Raw genomic sequence first — 14,810 nt, 5'->3', positions numbered from 1 at the left:
CAGAGACGGTTTTCCGGGGGGCGGTGCAGCGGGTCTTCCCAGCGCGGGTGCCGCGGCCATGCCGCGGTTCGGGGCCTGGGGCTGCCCTGGAGGCATGGGCTGCCCGGGGACCCCCACGCCGGGCACACCGCCCGCGCCGTTGGCCATGGGTTCCCCGCCGCCTCGCCCCTCGCCGTGTGCCATGTGTGGAGGCTGGGGGCCTGGCACGAGCTCGCCCCCGCGCTCGTCGTCGAGGGGCTTCTCTCCTTGCAGCACGACGGTTCCTCGGGTGTCCTCGACCAGGGCCGTCGGGGTGCGCACGATGATCCAGAGCGCCTCGAGGCACACCACCAGCACGAGGAGGGCCACGAGCGGGTCGACACGGCGCCGCAGCGGCGGTGATGGCGAGGGCGCGGAGGTCATGACGAGTACGCGGATTCTCTCAATCCCATTGGTGTCCTCTCGCGACGACGACGCGGCGCCTCGATCAGCGGGCTCGCGCCGACGCGCAGGAATCGGCGCGCGGGTCTGCGAACCCTGCGCTTCATTCCTGGCCCGGCCCTTCGGCGCACGCCGAGGCTCGCCCGCCTCCTCTGAGATCAGGACGACCATCATGACGACCACGATCCGAAATCGGTCCCGCGACCTCTTCGAACGCGCCCAGGGCGTCATCCCGGGCGGCGTGAACTCGCCGGTGCGCGCTTTCCGATCTGTCGGGGGCGAACCTGTCTTCATCTCGGCCGCGCGCGGAGCCAGGGTGCTCGACGCCGACGGGAACGAGTACATCGATTTCATCGGGTCGTGGGGCCCCATGATCGTCGGGCACGCCCACCCTCGCGTTCTCGAGGCCATCACCCGCGCCGCGGAGCGGGGAACCAGCTACGGCGCCCCGTGTGAGCTCGAAGTGGAGCTGGCCGAAGAGATCCGCCGCGCCATGCCCTCGATGGAGCTCGTGCGCATGGTGAACAGCGGCACCGAGGCGGCGATGAGCGCGCTTCGCGTGGCACGCGGCTTCACGGGGCGAGACAAGGTGGTGAAGTTCGTCGGCTGCTACCACGGCCACGGCGATTCGTTCCTCGTGAAGGCGGGCTCCGGCGCGCTCACCCTGGGCGTGCCGGACAGCGCGGGGGTTCCCGCCGACTTCGCTCGTCACACCCTCACCGTGCCCTTCAACGATGAAGATGCCATCCGGGCCGTGATCGAGGCCCACGGGAGCGAGATCGCCGCGCTCGTGGTGGAGCCGATTCCCGCGAACATGGGGCTGGTGGCGCCGAATCCCGGCTTCCTGCAGCTGCTGCGCGACCTCACCGCCCAGCACGGCATCGTGCTCATCTTCGATGAGGTGATGACCGGCTTCCGCGTTGGCTACGGTGGTGTGCAGGCGCTGACGGGCATCCGTCCGGACATGACCCTGCTCGCGAAGATCATCGGTGGAGGGCTCCCCGTGGGCGCCTACGGTGGGCGTCGCGACATCATGCAGTGCGTCGCGCCCCTGGGCCCGGTCTATCAGGCGGGCACGCTGTCCGGCAATCCGCTGGCCATGGCGGCAGGTCTCGAGACCCTTCGCATCCTGCGCGACGATCCGCAGGCCTACGCCCGTCTCGAAGAGGGCGGACGTCGCGTCGAGGGGGGGCTGCGCGAGGCCGCTGACGCCGCGGGCGTCCCGGTGGTGGTGAACCGCCAGGGCTCGATGCTGACCCTCTTCTTCCACCCCGGGCCCGCCGTCGACAGCTACGCGGCGGCCTGCGCGTCTGACACAGAGAGATACGGCCGCTTCTTCCGCGCCATGCTCGAGAAGGGTGTCATGCTTGCGCCGTCGCAATACGAGGCGGCGTTCGTGAGCCTTGCGCACACCGACGATCAGCTCGACAGAGCGGCTGCTGCGGCACGAGAGGCCATGCGATCGCTGGTCGTATGAGCGCAGCTTGAAGAGAGAGATGGACCCCCGATTGATTGCTGCTGACAGAGGTGTCCCCCCGCCCTCGAACGGCGCGCTGATCGCCCCGTTGCGCCCCATCGCTGAAGCGCTGGCGGCGGTTGACCAAGAGCTCGTCGAGAGCATCCCGGAAGCCCTCGGGCTCGTCAGCCAGACCTCCCGCACCATTCTTCGCTCTGGCGGTAAGCGTCTGCGCCCCGCCCTTGTGCTGCTCACCGCGCGGGCCTTCGGCGGGGTGAACGCTCGCGCTATCAAGGTGGCGGGCGCCCTCGAGATGGTTCATGCGGCATCCTTGCTGCACGACGATGTCATCGACAACACCCAGACCCGTCGCGGGCGTGCCACGCTGGGGGCCTGGTGGAGCAACAAGATCGCCGTCATGCTCGGCGACTATCTCTACGCCAGATCGCTTCTCGATATGTGCGGAGACGAGAATCGCTATCTCGTGACCATCGTGTCAGAGGCCACGGGGCGCATGGTGCTCGGTCAGATCCGCGAGATCGAGGAGCAGAACAACTTCGAGGTCTCGCTCGACGACTACCTCTTCGTCATTCGCGAGAAGACCGCGGCGCTCATGTCCGCGGCCAGTCGCATGGGGGCCATCGTCGCCGGGGCGGGCAAGGATTCCATCGAGGCCATGGCAGAGTATGGCCTGCACCTGGGCATGGCCTTCCAGATCATCGACGACGTGCTCGACTTCTGGGGCGACGAAGCGCAGCTGGGCAAGCCCGTGGGCAGCGATCTCAGCGAGGGCAAGTTCACGCTGCCCTTCATCCACGCGCTGGCCAAAGTCTCGCCCGCCGATCGCCAGACGCTGGTAGGGCTGGTCGAGGAGGGGAGGGGACGGCTCTCCCGGCGGTCGATGCGTCGGGTCCTCTCCATCATGGGCACGACCGGCTCCCAGGAGCATGCGCTCTCCGTGGCGGGCGACTACCTGCGCCGCGCTCGGGAGGCGCTGGTTGCGGCCCGCCCGGCGCAAGGCACCGCAGAGCTCGAAGCGCTGCTCGACTACGTCGTGGGCCGGCGCTCCTGATCTTCGGGGTGTGTTACGACAGAACCGCGTCGTAGCGCCCGTTCTTCACAAGAGGATTTTGAGGGGGCGAACAGAAGTCTCCCCCGCCATGCAGGCTACGGCGTTATTGCCGGCTTGCTTGTGAAAAAAAGAATTAGCAGACGAGGAGTGGCCCCGGCGTGGCAACAGGCAACTATCTCTACCCCCTCTTGTTCCTCATCGGCGGCATCCTGTTCTGTCTGATGAACTTCGTTCTGGCGAGCATCCTGGCGCCTCGCCGGCAGTCGCCCGAGAAGCTCATCGCCTACGAGTGCGGCGAGATGCCCATCGGCAAGGCCTGGGTGCAGTACAACATCCGCTACTACCTCTACGCGATGATGTTCGTGCTCTTCGATGTCGAGATCGTCTTCATGTTCCCGTGGGCCGCATCGTTCCGCGACATGCTCCTCGACCCGAAGTACGGGCTCATGGCCTTCGGCGAGATGCTCGTGTTCCTCGGTCTTCTCGTGGTGGCCATCGGCTACGCGTGGCGCAAAGGGGTCATGGATTGGTACGGCTAGCCGAGGCGCGCGAGGCGTCTCGTCGTCGTAGGAGGCAAGAGAGTTGAAGAGAGAAGAGATCCTGGCTCACCTGACCGAGCGGTTTCCGAACGCGGGGCTTCGCATCGACGAGCGCAACGCCGAGACCCTCATCGTCGAGCCCGCCCATCTGCTCGAGGTGGCGCGCTGCCTGCGCGACGACCCCGCGCTTGCGTTCGACTACAACATGGTGGTCACCGCGGCCGACTGGGTCGAGCGCGTCGACGTCATCGCGTATTTCATGTCGTACACGCACCTCCACATCGTGGCCCTCAAGGTGCAGCTTCCCAATGATCGTCTCGAGGTCGACAGCCTCACGTCGCTGTGGTCCGGGGCGAACTGGTACGAGCGCGAGGTGTACGACCTGTTCGGTGTGCAGTTCAAGGGCCATCCCGATCTGCGGCGCATCCTCATGCCGCACGACTGGGAGGGGCACCCGCTGCGCAAGAGCTACGTCCATCCGAACTTCGTTCCCACGCCCCAAGGAGAGAACCCCGCGCACTTCACAGGAATGGGTCACCACAAGATCTAGGCGCGGGCCGATTGCGCAGGGGGTCACCCCCGGGACCCCAGCGCACCCAACCTCTCGCCATCCCCAGACGAAAGCCGAAACCGTATGATCAACACCGAAGAGTTCGTCATCAACATGGGCCCCCAGCACCCCAGCACGCACGGGGTGCTGCGTCTCATGGTCAAGCTCGATGCAGAGATCGTGGTCGATGTCGAGCCCGTGATCGGGTACCTCCATCGCTCGCTCGAGAAGATGGCGGAGGGCCGTCACTACGGCCAGTACATCCCCGTGACCGACCGCCTCGACTACGTGACCTCGATGTCGGCCAACTACGTGTACGTGCTCGCCGTCGAGCGCCTCGCCGACATCGTGCCCACGCCCCGCGGCGACGTGATCCGCGTCATCATGGTCGAGCTGAACCGCATCGCCTCGCACCTGCTCTGGTTCGGCACAAACGCTCTCGAGCTGGGCGCCACGACGCCCTTCCTCTACGGCTTCACCGAGCGCGAGAAGATCCTCGACCTCTTCGAGTCGACCTGTGGTCAGCGCCTCACCTACAACTACCTGCGCCTCGGTGGCGTGGCCTACGATCTGCCCAAGAAGGTCGAGTTCAAGTGGACCGATGGCCCCAAGACCTTCGAGGCCGCCTGCGAGAAGTTCCTCAACGAGTTCCCGCCGGTGCTCGACATGTGCGAGGAGCTGCTCACCGAGAGCGCCATCTTCCTCAAGCGCACCAAGGGGGTCGGCGTGCTGCCACGTGACGTGGCCCTCGCCCACGGGGTCTCGGGGCCCAACATCCGCGCGTGCGGCGTGAAGTACGACGTGCGCAAGGCCGTGCCGTACAGCATCTACCCCGAGCTCGACTTCGACATCCCCACGCAGGAAGGCTCCGACTGCTGGGCGCGCTACAAGGTGCGCATGGACGAGATGCGCCAGAGCGTGAAGATCGTGCAGCAGTGCCTCGCGCGGTTGCCGAAGGGGCGCGCCAAGGCGGTGCTGCCCAACCGCATCTGGATTCCCGAGGGCGAGGTGTACTCGCGCATCGAGAACTCCCGTGGCGACATGGGGTGCTACCTCGTCTCGAACGGTTCCGAGAAGGCCTGGCGCTGCAAGTTCCGCACCCCCTCGTACAGCAACCTGTCGGTGCTGCCCGTGCTGATGCGGGGTGCCCTCGTGGCCGACCTCATTGCCATCAACGCGAGCTTTGACCTCGTGCTTCCGGAGATCGATCGATGAACGGATTCGACCACGCCTTCGAGGCGCTCTTCAACCAGCTCCCCCTGCCAGACGCGGTGCGCCAGCTCCTCACGATGAAGGTCGTGCTGATGCTCATCAGCATGGGCCTCATCATCGGCTTCATCAGCGTGCTCGTGCTGTTCCTCATCTGGCTCGAGCGCAAGATCAGCGCGCGAATCCAGCGGCGCATGGGCCCCATGACCTCTGGCCCCAGCTTCCTTCGCAGCGGCAACATGTGGTTCGGCGGCCTTCTCCAGACGGCCGCCGACGCCATCAAGCTGCTCACCAAGGAGACGGTGACGCCGGCCGATGTCGACTACATCGTCTTCGTGCTCGCGCCGTGCATCGTCTTCGCGGCCTCGCTGATGGCCTACGTGGTGATTCCCTTCGGCCCGGACGCCTCGGTGAGCGATCTCAACGTGGGCGTGCTGTACCTGCTCGCCGTGGGCTCCATGACCGTGCTCGGCATCATGATGGCCGGCTGGGGCTCGAACAGCAAATACTCTCTCCTGGGCGGCCTTCGCTCGGTGGCCCAGATGATCTCGTACGAGATCCCCATGATCTTCGCCGTGCTCGGCCCCGTGCTGATGGCGGGCTCGCTCAGCCTGCAGGAGATCATACAGGTTCAGGAGCGCACCGCCTGGTTCATCTGGCCGAACATCATCGGATTCGTGGTGTTCATCATTGCGGGCACCGCCGAGACCAACCGCCCCCCCTTCGACCTGCCTGAGGGAGAGTCTGAGCTGGTGGCCGGCTTCGTCACCGAGTACAGCGGCATGCAGTTCGCCATGTTCTTCCTCGCAGAGTTCTCGAACATGTTCGTGATCTCGGCGGTGGCGGCGGCCCTCTTCCTGGGCGGATGGTCGCTCCCCTTCGGCATCACCCAGATGATGCGCGCCAGCGGCATGCCCCACGTGCTCTTCTCGGCGCTCGGCGCGGTGGTGTTCCTGACCAAGACCCTGGTCATCGTTCTCATCTTGATGTGGGTCCGCTGGACCTTCCCGCGCGTGCGCGTCGACCAGCTGATGCACTTCGGATGGAAGACCCTGCTGCCGTTCTCGTTCGTGAACCTGCTCATCGCGGCAGTCTACATGATCGCGTACAAGCAGATCTTCGGTGAAGCCGTCTTCAAACAGATCTTCGGAGCGATGTCGTGATGACGCACGTCTCGCCTGTCTCTCCAAGGAGCCTCACACCATCATGAACCCCTATCTCTTCTACGCCATCGCCGCCGTCGTGCTCTTCGGCGCTCTCGGCGTGGTGCGGTCGTCGAACATCTTCCACGCAGGCCTCAGCCTGGCGCTCACCTTCGGCGCGGTCGCCGCGGTGTACGGAATGCTCGACGCCCACTTCCTCGCCGTCGTGCAGGTGCTCATCTACGTGGGCGCCATCGCGGTCATCCTGAAGTTCGCCGTGATGCTGACCCAGCACATCGGTCAGCAAGAGCCGCACGCGCCGCTCTCGCAGCAGTTTCCCGCACTGGTCGGGTGCCTGGCCTTCGCGTTTCTCGCGCTGTACGCCATCTATCACCAGACCTGGGCCCTTGCCCCGTGGGACCCGGCGCACAGCTACATCAGCGTGCGCGACCTCGGAAAGCTCTTCCTGGGCCAGGAACGGGGCGGTTTTCTCTTCCCGTTCGAGATGGTGGGTGTGCTGCTCCTGATGGCCCTGATCGGCGCCGTCATGGTGGCCTCGAAGGAGGAATCGTAGCGTGAACACGGTTGGCCTCAACGAGTATCTCACCCTCTCGGTGGTCCTCTTCAGCATCGGGCTCTATGGCGTGCTCACCCGGCGCAATGCCGTCGCGGTGCTGATGTCGCTCGAGCTGATGTTCAACGCCGTGAACATCAGCCTGGTCTCGTTCACGCGGTTCATGGGAGGCGGCTTCGAGCACGCCATGGGCCTCGTGTTCGCGCTCTTCGTGGTCACGGTCGCGGCCGCCGAGGTGACCCTCGGCGTAGCCATCGTGCTCGCCCTGTACCGCACATTCCATCACATCAACGTGGAGGAGGTCGACCTCCTCAAATGGTGACACCTTTCCTCGCCCAGATCACCGAGGCGGCCCCCGCGCACGGCGCGACCGTCGCCGCCCTCTCTCAAGGCGTCATGCAGTACACCGGGCTGATCCCGTTGCTCCCCGTGCTCGCCTTCCTCATCATCGTCTTCGTGACGCGCGGCCAGCGCATGCTCAGCGCAATCGTGGCCATGGCGTGCCTCGCGGCTGCCTTCTTCCTGTCGGCGGGCGTGCTGCTCGAGCGACTGGCCCATCCGGACGTGGGTCCGCAGGTCGCCTCGTTGCCCTGGATCATGGCCACCAACGCTGACGGTCAGGCCGTCATGAGCGTCAGCATCGGCGTGCTCGTCGACAACCTGTCGGCCATCATGCTGGTGGTGGTGACCACGGTGGCCCTGCTGGTGCAGATCTACTCGACTGGCTACATGAACCACGAGCCAACCTTCGGCTTCGCCAAGTTCTACGCGTACCTGTCGCTCTTCACGGCGTCGATGCTGGGCCTCGTGCTCGCCACCAACTTCGTGCAGATCTACATGTGCTGGGAGCTGGTGGGCCTGTCGTCGTACCTGCTCATCGGTTTCTGGTACTACAAGAAGAGCGCGGCCGACGCGGCCAAGAAGGCCTTCGTGGTCACCCGCTTCGGTGACATCGGCTTCCTCCTCGGCATCATCACCACGTTCTGGCTCGCCCGCTCGGTCGACTTCGTGGGGCCGGACAACGCCCTCGACAAGATGGTCGAGCTGGCGAAGACCTACCCGCAAGGGGTGGCCATCGCCGCCATCCTCGTGTTCTGCGGGGCGGTGGGCAAGAGCGCCCAGTTCCCGCTCCACATCTGGCTGCCCGACGCCATGGAAGGCCCCACCCCCGTCAGCGCGCTCATCCACGCGGCGACGATGGTGGCCGCGGGCGTCTACCTCGTGGGGCGCTGCTACCCGATGTACCAGGCCAGCCCCGAGGCGTCGGCCGTGGTGGGCTGGATCGGCGCCATCACCGCCCTCATGGCGGCCAGCATCGCCATCGTGCAGAACGACATCAAGCGCGTGATGGCCTACTCGACCGTGAGCCAGCTCGGCTACATGTTCATGGCCCTGGGCGTGGGGACCACGGCCGGCTTCGTGGCCGGCAATTTCCACCTCTTCACCCACGCCTTCTTCAAGGCGCTGCTGTTCCTCAGCTGCGGGTCGATCATCCACGCCGTGAACACCAACGACATGTGGAAGATGGGCGGGCTGCGCAAGGCCATGCCCTTCACCCACGCCGCCATGCTGATGGGCTGCCTCGCCCTGGCGGGCATCCCGCCGTTCGCGGGTTTCTGGTCGAAGGACGCGATTCTCGACGTGGCGGTGCACTCGCCGTCGATGCAGATCCCGGCCTTCTTCGGCTATGCCGCGGCCTTCATGACCGCCTTCTACGTCTTCCGACTGTACTTCGTCACCTTCAACGGCGAGTATCGTGGCGGTGACCCTGGCGCGCCGCACGACATGAGCCTGAGCGACGAGCACCATGACGACCACGGGCACGGTGACAGCCATCACTCGGTCGAGGTGCAGCCCCTCGGGCAGCACCTGCCCAAGGAGAACCCGCCGAACATGTGGGTTCCGCTGGTGCTGCTGGCGGTCGGTGCCGTGTTCCTCGGGTTCCTCAACGCCGAGGCCCTTCACCTGAACGCCTACGAGCACTTCCTCACCGCGGGCCATCACGCCGCCGAGGCCCCCGCGGCAGAGGGCAACCCCTGGCCGCTGCTGCTGATCTCGACGGGCATCGCCGTCGCGGGGGTGTTCCTCGCCTACGCGATGTTCGGCACCGACCCCCGCAAGGGCGAGGAGCGCCTGCGCACAACGCTCGGGCCGATGTACAAGGTGCTGCAGAACAAGTACTGGTTCGACGAGCTCTGGACGTGGCTGGCCACCAACACCATGTTCCTCGGCGCGCGCATCGCCAACTGGGTCGACGCCAACATCGTCGACGGCGTCTTCGTGCGGGGCACGGGCAAGGCGGTGTATCTGATCGGCGAGCTGCTTCGTGAGGAGCAGTCTGGAAAGCTGCAGCAATACGCGATGATGATGGTCGTCGCGGTGTGCGTGATCATTGTCGGTGTCGGCGTGGCCGATCCGAACTTCATTCTCAGCCCCCTGAAGTGGTGGCAGCAGGTGCAGGGCGGTTCAACGTCCATGCCGCCGGCGCCGTAGAGGTAACGACCGATGGGAATTCTCACCACAATCCTGCTGATGCCGCTGGTGGCGATGGTCCTCGTGATGCTCACACCGCGCGGCAAGGACGACGTCGTGCGCGGAATCGCCGCGCTGTCCACGTTTGCCTCGATGCTGCTGTCGATGAAGATGTACTACGACTTCTTGAACCTCGAGTACGCGCTGCGCGCGAACTGGCAGTTCGTCGAGCGTCTCCCGTGGTTCCCCGACCTGGGCATCGCCTACATCGTGGGCGTTGACGGCCTCAACGCGCCGATGGTGCTGCTCACGGGCATCCTGGCATTCGCGTCGTCTGTGGTGTCGTTTGGCATCAAGGAGCGCGTCAAGGAGTACTACGCGCTCGCGCTTGCCTCGATCGCGGGGGTGTTCGGCATCTTCATGTCGCTCGATCTCTTCTTCTTCATCCTCTTCTACGAGATGGCGTCGGTGCCGCTGTACTTCCTGCTCGGCATCTGGGGCTCGGTTCCGAAGAGCGGGCCGCGCAAGGTCTCCATCGAGTACGCCGCCACCAAGCTCATCCTGTACCTGCAGCTGGGAGGCGGTCTGGCCTTCCTCGGGATCCTGGCGCTGTGGTGGAACGTGACGGTGCCCGGGGCAACCCCAGGCGCCCTGATGCACACCTTCGACCTGACGGCCATCATGGCCGAGCTCGGCAAGAACCCGCTGCCGCACGCCGTGCAGACCTGGCTCTTCCCGGTGATGTTCATCGGCTTTGCGGTGGAAGGTGGTTTCGTCCCATTCCACACCTGGCTGCCGGACGGCCACTCCTCGGCCCCCACGGCACTCTCGATGCTGCTGGCCGGCGTGCTGCTGAAGATGGGCAGCTACGGCGTGCTGCGCCTGGCCATCGCCCCGATGCCCGATGGTGCGCGCACGTGGATGCCCTTCTTCATGGTGCTGGCCACCGTGAACGTGGTGTACGGCGCACTGTGCGCCCTGCGGCAGGTCGACATCAAGTACCTGATCGCCTACTCGTCGGTGAGCCACATGGGCGTGGTCTTCCTGGGCCTCGGATGCAGCAGCCTGGGCGCCAACAACGTCATGGGCGTCGAGGGCGCCGTCTTCCAGATGTTCTCGCACGGCGTGGTCACGGCCATGCTCTTCGGCCTGGCCGGCTACGTGTACGAGAAGACGCACACGCGCAACATCGAGGAGATGGGCGGGCTGGCCTTCCGGATGCCGTTCCTCGCCGCCACCTTCACCATGGCCGCGCTGGCGTCGCTCGGTCTGCCCGGTCTGAGCGGGTTCGTGGCGGAGGCGCTGGTCTTCTTCGGCCTGTATCGCCAGAACCAGGTGCTCACCATCGTGACGGTGCTGGCGCTGGTGGTCACCGCCACCTATCTCCTGCGCTGCGTGCAGAAGATCTTCTTCGGACCGAGCGCCGAGGCCCACGGCCACGGCGACGGTCACGCACATGAGAAGCTCACCGACATCGGTGGCTTCCAGAAGGTCGGGCCGGTCGTGCTCGGCCTCACCTCACTCGTGGTAGGTATCTGCCCGAGCATCCTGCTGAACGCGATGCACCCCTCGGTGGTTCATCTGCTGTCGACCCTGGGAGGCGTCCAACAGTGATTGCCGATAGCCTGAAGTTCATCCCGGCCGAGCTCCTCGTCACGCTCGGCGCGATCATCATGCTCGGCCTCGAGGCCTGGGGCCTCACCGATCGGAAGAAGCTCGCCTGGGTCGGCGCTGGCACGTGTCTGCTCGCTCTCCTGATGAACCTGAGATGCTACCACAACGCGTCGCCCGCGCTCTTCGGAGGCGCGTACATGGTCGATGACGCGGCCGTGTTCCTGAAGACGCTCATGCTGGCTGTCACCGCGCTTGCGCTCATCATCGCGCCGCCGTGCGTCAGCACCCAGATCTCGCGGCCCGGAGAGTACTACACCCTGTTCATGTTCACGGGGTTGGGCATGCTCTTCCTGGCCTCGGCCAACGATCTCATCACCATCTTTCTCGCCATCGAGATGACCTCGATGCCGATGTATGTGCTTTCGGCCAGTCGCAAGAGCAACAAGCGCTCCGCCGAGGCGGGGCTCAAGTTCTTCGTGCTCGGCGCGCTGGCGTCGGCCTTCTACCTGTTCGGCGCGAGCCTCACGATGGGAACCACCGGCACCATCTACGTGACCGAGATCGCCCAGAAGATCTCCTCGCTCAACCCCGCGCCCCAGGCGCTCATCGTCGGCATGCTCTGCATGCTCGGCGCGTTCGCCTTCAAGATCGCCGCGGCCCCCTTCCACATGTGGGCCCCCGACGTGTACGAGGGCGCTCCCGTGTCGACCACCGCCTTCCTCTCCACCGGACCGAAGATCGGCGGCATGGCCGTGCTGCTCCGCGTGCTCACCACGGGCTTCAGCGCTACGGCGGTGGGGCTCAACATCAAGGGCGACTGGATGCTGGTCATCTCGGTGCTGTCGCTTCTCTCGATGACCGTGGGCAACCTGATTGCCATGCACCAGACGAACATCAAGCGCATGCTGGCGTTCTCGGGCATCGCGCACATGGGCTACATGCTCGTGGGCGTGGCGGCGGCCTCGGTGAAGGGCACGGCGGCCGTGCTGTTCTACCTCTGGCTCTACACGCTGGGGTCGCTCGGTGCCTGGGCGGTCATCATCACGTGCTGCGCCGCCACTGAGTCAGAAGAGATCAAGGACCTGGCCGGGCTCTCACGACGATCGCCGGCCCTGGCGCTCACCCTTCTGCTGGCGTTCTTGAGCCTGGCGGGCCTGCCGCCCCTGTCTGGTTTCGTGGGCAAGTTCTACCTCTTCACCGCAGCCTGGCACACCGGGCTCTCGTGGCTCGTGCTCGCGGGCATCGTGAACAGCGTCGCCTCGCTCTTCTACTACATGGGCGTGCTGAAGGCGGTGTACTGGCTCGAGCCCACGAGCGACGCGCCCATCGCGATATCGGCCGGCGTGCGCGTCGCCATGCTCGTGGGTCTCGTCGCGGCGGTGGTGCTCGGTCTTCTGCCGGGGCTGTCGAGCTGGGCCACGCTGGTGGCCAGCACGTTCCACCCGTCGCTGTAGCGCGCAGCGGGTCTCGATCGTGCTCGGGGAGTGACGCCGCGCACTTGACACCTGCTTCGGCGGGGGGGATAATCTTCTCATAGCCCACCAGACAGTTGTCGCCCCTTGCGCCCACGGGCCACGAGGGTCATGAAAGCAGGCCAACTCCGATGATGTTCATTGCCCAGATGGGCCTCGGCATTCTCGCCAACATGGTCTCTCAGGCTGCTGCCGGCGGTATGAACCAGCAGCAGAACCAGCAGATGATGAGCAATCTGCGGCAGACCCTCAACGAGGGTGCCCACGCGGCCGTCCATCAGTCGCAGCACCCGTGGGACCAGCGGTCGACCTTCCAGCAGTTCGAGGTCGAGGCGCCGCCCTTCCCCGACGAAGCCGCGCAGCGGCTGGGCCAGATGCAGCAAGACCACGCGGCGGAGCGCATGGGGTTCATGGATGAGACCAAGGATTCCCTGCGCGACATGAAAGACGGGTTCTTCGGGTTCAACCACCTCGAGACGACGGAAGAGAAGCCCGCCGAGGGGCCGCCGCGCCAGGCTGTGGCGCTCGACAGTCAGGGCAAGCCTCAGGTCAAGCCGGGCCCCGAGACCAAGGCGCAGCGCGTGGCGCGCGAAGAGTTCGAGACCACCTCGAAGGCAAAGCTCGAAGAGAAGCACGAGTCTCAGCGCGAGACCCTGGTGAAGAGCGAGCGTGAGAACGTGCAGGCCTTCCTCGAGAACAACAAGGCCGATCTGGGCAATCCCGCGGTGCAGGGCGAGCTCCAGAAGATGATCATGCTCTCGCACAAGAAGGCGCAGGCGATGGGGCGCCAGCAAGAAGAGGAGATGCTCAAGAGCGACCTCTACTCGCCGGAGCAGCTCGAGGTCGCCGATGCGAAGCTCGGTCAGATGCGCTCCATGGAGGAGCGACACGCCGAGCTCGAAGACAACAGCCCCGAGGCACAGGAGCTGCTCGGCCATCAGCAAGACCTTGCCGAGCTCTTGCGCCAGAAGCGTGACGAGGCGAAGCAGGCGAAGCTCGAAGAGGCGTTCTTGAAAGGGCCCCCTCGGTTCACCCCGCCGTCAGAGAAGGCGGTCGATGTCGCCGAGGTGCTTCCGCCCTATCTCTCCAACGCGCTCTACAACCTGGGCATCTACAGCGTCTGACCGCCGTCTCGGCGACGGGTGCTCAGCGGCCCCGCAGACAGGGCCCTCCGGCAGCGGAGGGCTCTTCTGCTTACTGCGGCTGCCGCTTGAACAAGCTGTCGGGGAGATTCGAGTTGAGCACATAATCGCGGTAGGTCACCGTGGCCCTGACGCCCACGAGCGTCGTGCGCAGCTCGACCTCTGACGTCTGCGGCAGCAGGAAGCTCGAGACCTTGTCGTATCGCGTCGAGATGGATGCGCGTGAGCCGTCGAGGTAGTCGAAGTCGGTGCGGGGTGGCGTCCCCGTTGCGGGGTCGAGCCAGATGGTGGCGACCTGCAGGCGACGCTCCTGGTTCTTGGCCCGCAGCTCGATGACTTCGCAGGCCAGACCGTTGATGGTCTCGGTGCGCAGCCATCGGGGGGTATAGCCGGGATCGCGATAGGGAGGAGCCGCCTGGAGCTGCTGCTGCACCCGTGAGAGCATGCTGGGCAGGTGATCGAACTCGAGCTTCAGGTGATTCGGTCGTTTGAAGTACATGTGGCCTGTGAGCTCGATGGCGGGCAAGAGGGAGAGCCGCGCGCGTGCCCGTAATTCGGCTTTGAAGTCGCGCAGGGCGGCCAGACGTCGGTCGGCCTGCGCAAGAAGGTTCTCGGCCTTGCGCTGCGGGTTGTCGCCAGCGGCAGACGCAGACGCGAAGAGCAGGGTGAGCAGGCAGACGAATGCGATGGCGCGTGAGAGACTCATGACGAAACAGGTTCCTCCTCGGGCAGGGGTGTCCTCCGCGCGCCGCGGTTCGCCTGCGGAGGACGCGTCTGGCCACGCGGCCGTAGAGGCCTTCCTCGACGAGGTGCTGTCGCTCCCCCGGGTGGGGCGCCGGTCACCATACGCTTCCGCGGGACGCGATCTGGCCGCCGCCGTGGCGTGGGTGGCGGGGGTGTCGGTGCAGGCCGTGCGCGCACGGCTGAAGCGATGTGTGGTCGCTCTCGACGAATCTTCCAGCGACGGGGTGACCCCGCATGTTCTCGAGCGCCTCTATGAGGCCGTGGCGTGGGACTCTGACACCGCGCGGAAGCTGCAAGGCAGCTTTCACACCCCCCGCGATGTCGTTGATACCATGGTGGCCGACGCGCTGCAGGCGCTTCTCGCGGAGGCGCCCGACCCTGCGGCGGCGCTCGGGCGCGTGCGC

Annotated in this window: 15 protein-coding genes; 13 read left to right on the top strand and 2 right to left on the bottom strand. The window is 65.7% G+C overall.

Annotated elements, in window-relative coordinates; translation table 11 throughout:
* Positions 1 to 591 (bottom strand): hypothetical protein (locus EB084_08085; protein NDD28210.1); only part of this gene is annotated, 591 nt, incomplete at its 3' end.
* Between the two features lies 1 nt (position 592).
* Here EB084_08085 and hemL point away from each other — a divergent pair.
* From hemL to EB084_08025, 12 genes are all read left to right on the top strand, one after another.
* Entirely contained in the window at positions 593 to 1,897 is a 1,305-nt protein-coding gene (gene hemL, locus EB084_08080) for a glutamate-1-semialdehyde-2,1-aminomutase (protein ID NDD28209.1), read from the top strand.
* Between the two features lie 19 nt (positions 1,898 to 1,916).
* A complete protein-coding gene (locus EB084_08075; GenBank protein ID NDD28208.1) occupies positions 1,917 to 2,948 on the top strand; it encodes a polyprenyl synthetase family protein in 1,032 nt (343 codons plus the stop codon).
* A gap of 158 nt (positions 2,949 to 3,106) precedes the next feature.
* Positions 3,107 to 3,487 (top strand): NAD(P)H-quinone oxidoreductase subunit 3, encoded by a 381-nt coding sequence (locus EB084_08070; protein ID NDD28207.1) that lies wholly within the window; start codon positions 3,107 to 3,109, stop codon positions 3,485 to 3,487.
* A 43-nt stretch (positions 3,488 to 3,530) separates the two neighbouring features.
* Positions 3,531 to 4,037, top strand: a complete 507-nt coding sequence (locus EB084_08065; protein NDD28206.1) for an NADH-quinone oxidoreductase subunit C — start codon at positions 3,531 to 3,533, stop codon at positions 4,035 to 4,037.
* An 84-nt stretch (positions 4,038 to 4,121) separates the two neighbouring features.
* A complete protein-coding gene (locus EB084_08060) occupies positions 4,122 to 5,252 on the top strand; it encodes an NADH-quinone oxidoreductase subunit D (protein ID NDD28205.1) in 1,131 nt (376 codons plus the stop codon).
* A complete protein-coding gene (gene nuoH / locus EB084_08055) occupies positions 5,249 to 6,409 on the top strand; it encodes an NADH-quinone oxidoreductase subunit NuoH (protein NDD28204.1) in 1,161 nt (386 codons plus the stop codon). Before EB084_08060 ends, nuoH begins: the two co-directional genes overlap by 4 nt.
* 43 nt (positions 6,410 to 6,452) lie before the next feature.
* Positions 6,453 to 6,962 (top strand): NADH-quinone oxidoreductase subunit J, encoded by a 510-nt coding sequence (locus EB084_08050; protein NDD28203.1) that lies wholly within the window; start codon positions 6,453 to 6,455, stop codon positions 6,960 to 6,962.
* A 1-nt stretch (position 6,963) separates the two neighbouring features.
* Complete coding sequence (nuoK, locus tag EB084_08045) at positions 6,964 to 7,284, top strand: NADH-quinone oxidoreductase subunit NuoK (protein ID NDD28202.1); 321 nt, start codon at positions 6,964 to 6,966, stop codon at positions 7,282 to 7,284.
* The gene (locus EB084_08040; GenBank protein ID NDD28201.1) at positions 7,278 to 9,455 is read left to right on the top strand and encodes an NADH-quinone oxidoreductase subunit L; all 2,178 of its coding nucleotides are present in this window, start codon (positions 7,278 to 7,280) and stop codon (positions 9,453 to 9,455) included. Before nuoK ends, EB084_08040 begins: the two co-directional genes overlap by 7 nt.
* A gap of 12 nt (positions 9,456 to 9,467) precedes the next feature.
* On the top strand, positions 9,468 to 11,048 hold the full coding sequence (locus EB084_08035) for an NADH-quinone oxidoreductase subunit M (GenBank protein ID NDD28200.1): 1,581 nt from the start codon (positions 9,468 to 9,470) through the stop codon (positions 11,046 to 11,048).
* The gene (locus tag EB084_08030) at positions 11,045 to 12,502 is read left to right on the top strand and encodes an NADH-quinone oxidoreductase subunit N (GenBank protein ID NDD28199.1); all 1,458 of its coding nucleotides are present in this window, start codon (positions 11,045 to 11,047) and stop codon (positions 12,500 to 12,502) included. Before EB084_08035 ends, EB084_08030 begins: the two co-directional genes overlap by 4 nt.
* 149 nt (positions 12,503 to 12,651) lie before the next feature.
* The gene (locus EB084_08025; GenBank protein NDD28198.1) at positions 12,652 to 13,644 is read left to right on the top strand and encodes a hypothetical protein; all 993 of its coding nucleotides are present in this window, start codon (positions 12,652 to 12,654) and stop codon (positions 13,642 to 13,644) included.
* A 70-nt stretch (positions 13,645 to 13,714) separates the two neighbouring features.
* Here EB084_08025 and EB084_08020 read toward each other — a convergent pair whose 3' ends face one another.
* The gene (locus EB084_08020) at positions 13,715 to 14,368 is read right to left on the bottom strand and encodes an outer membrane lipoprotein-sorting protein (protein NDD28197.1); all 654 of its coding nucleotides are present in this window, start codon (positions 14,366 to 14,368) and stop codon (positions 13,715 to 13,717) included.
* A gap of 28 nt (positions 14,369 to 14,396) precedes the next feature.
* On the opposite strand from EB084_08020, the gene EB084_08015 reads away from it, so the two are divergent.
* The coding region (locus tag EB084_08015; GenBank protein NDD28196.1) for a hypothetical protein at positions 14,397 to 14,810 on the top strand (414 nt) is incomplete at its 3' end.

This window comes from Pseudomonadota bacterium (assembly GCA_010028905.1).
GTDB lineage: Bacteria > Vulcanimicrobiota > Xenobia > RGZZ01 > RGZZ01 > RGZZ01.
Note: the sequence above shows the minus strand (reverse complement) of the source record. Positions and strands in the feature narration are given on the sequence as shown.

What these genes read in the sequence shown, in the direction of transcription:
- hemL (NDD28209.1), top strand. Translation starts at nt 593, where the DNA reads ATGACGACCACGATCCGAAATCGGTCCCGCGACCTCTTCGAACGCGCC.
- EB084_08075 (NDD28208.1), top strand. Translation starts at nt 1,917, where the DNA reads ATGGACCCCCGATTGATTGCTGCTGACAGAGGTGTCCCCCCGCCCTCG.
- EB084_08060 (NDD28205.1), top strand. Translation starts at nt 4,122, where the DNA reads ATGATCAACACCGAAGAGTTCGTCATCAACATGGGCCCCCAGCACCCC.
- nuoH (NDD28204.1), top strand. Translation starts at nt 5,249, where the DNA reads ATGAACGGATTCGACCACGCCTTCGAGGCGCTCTTCAACCAGCTCCCC.
- EB084_08050 (NDD28203.1), top strand. Translation starts at nt 6,453, where the DNA reads ATGAACCCCTATCTCTTCTACGCCATCGCCGCCGTCGTGCTCTTCGGC.
- EB084_08040 (NDD28201.1), top strand. Translation starts at nt 7,278, where the DNA reads ATGGTGACACCTTTCCTCGCCCAGATCACCGAGGCGGCCCCCGCGCAC.
- EB084_08035 (NDD28200.1), top strand. Translation starts at nt 9,468, where the DNA reads ATGGGAATTCTCACCACAATCCTGCTGATGCCGCTGGTGGCGATGGTC.
- EB084_08025 (NDD28198.1), top strand. Translation starts at nt 12,652, where the DNA reads ATGATGTTCATTGCCCAGATGGGCCTCGGCATTCTCGCCAACATGGTC.
- EB084_08020 (NDD28197.1), bottom strand. Translation starts at nt 14,368, where the DNA reads ATGAGTCTCTCACGCGCCATCGCATTCGTCTGCCTGCTCACCCTGCTC.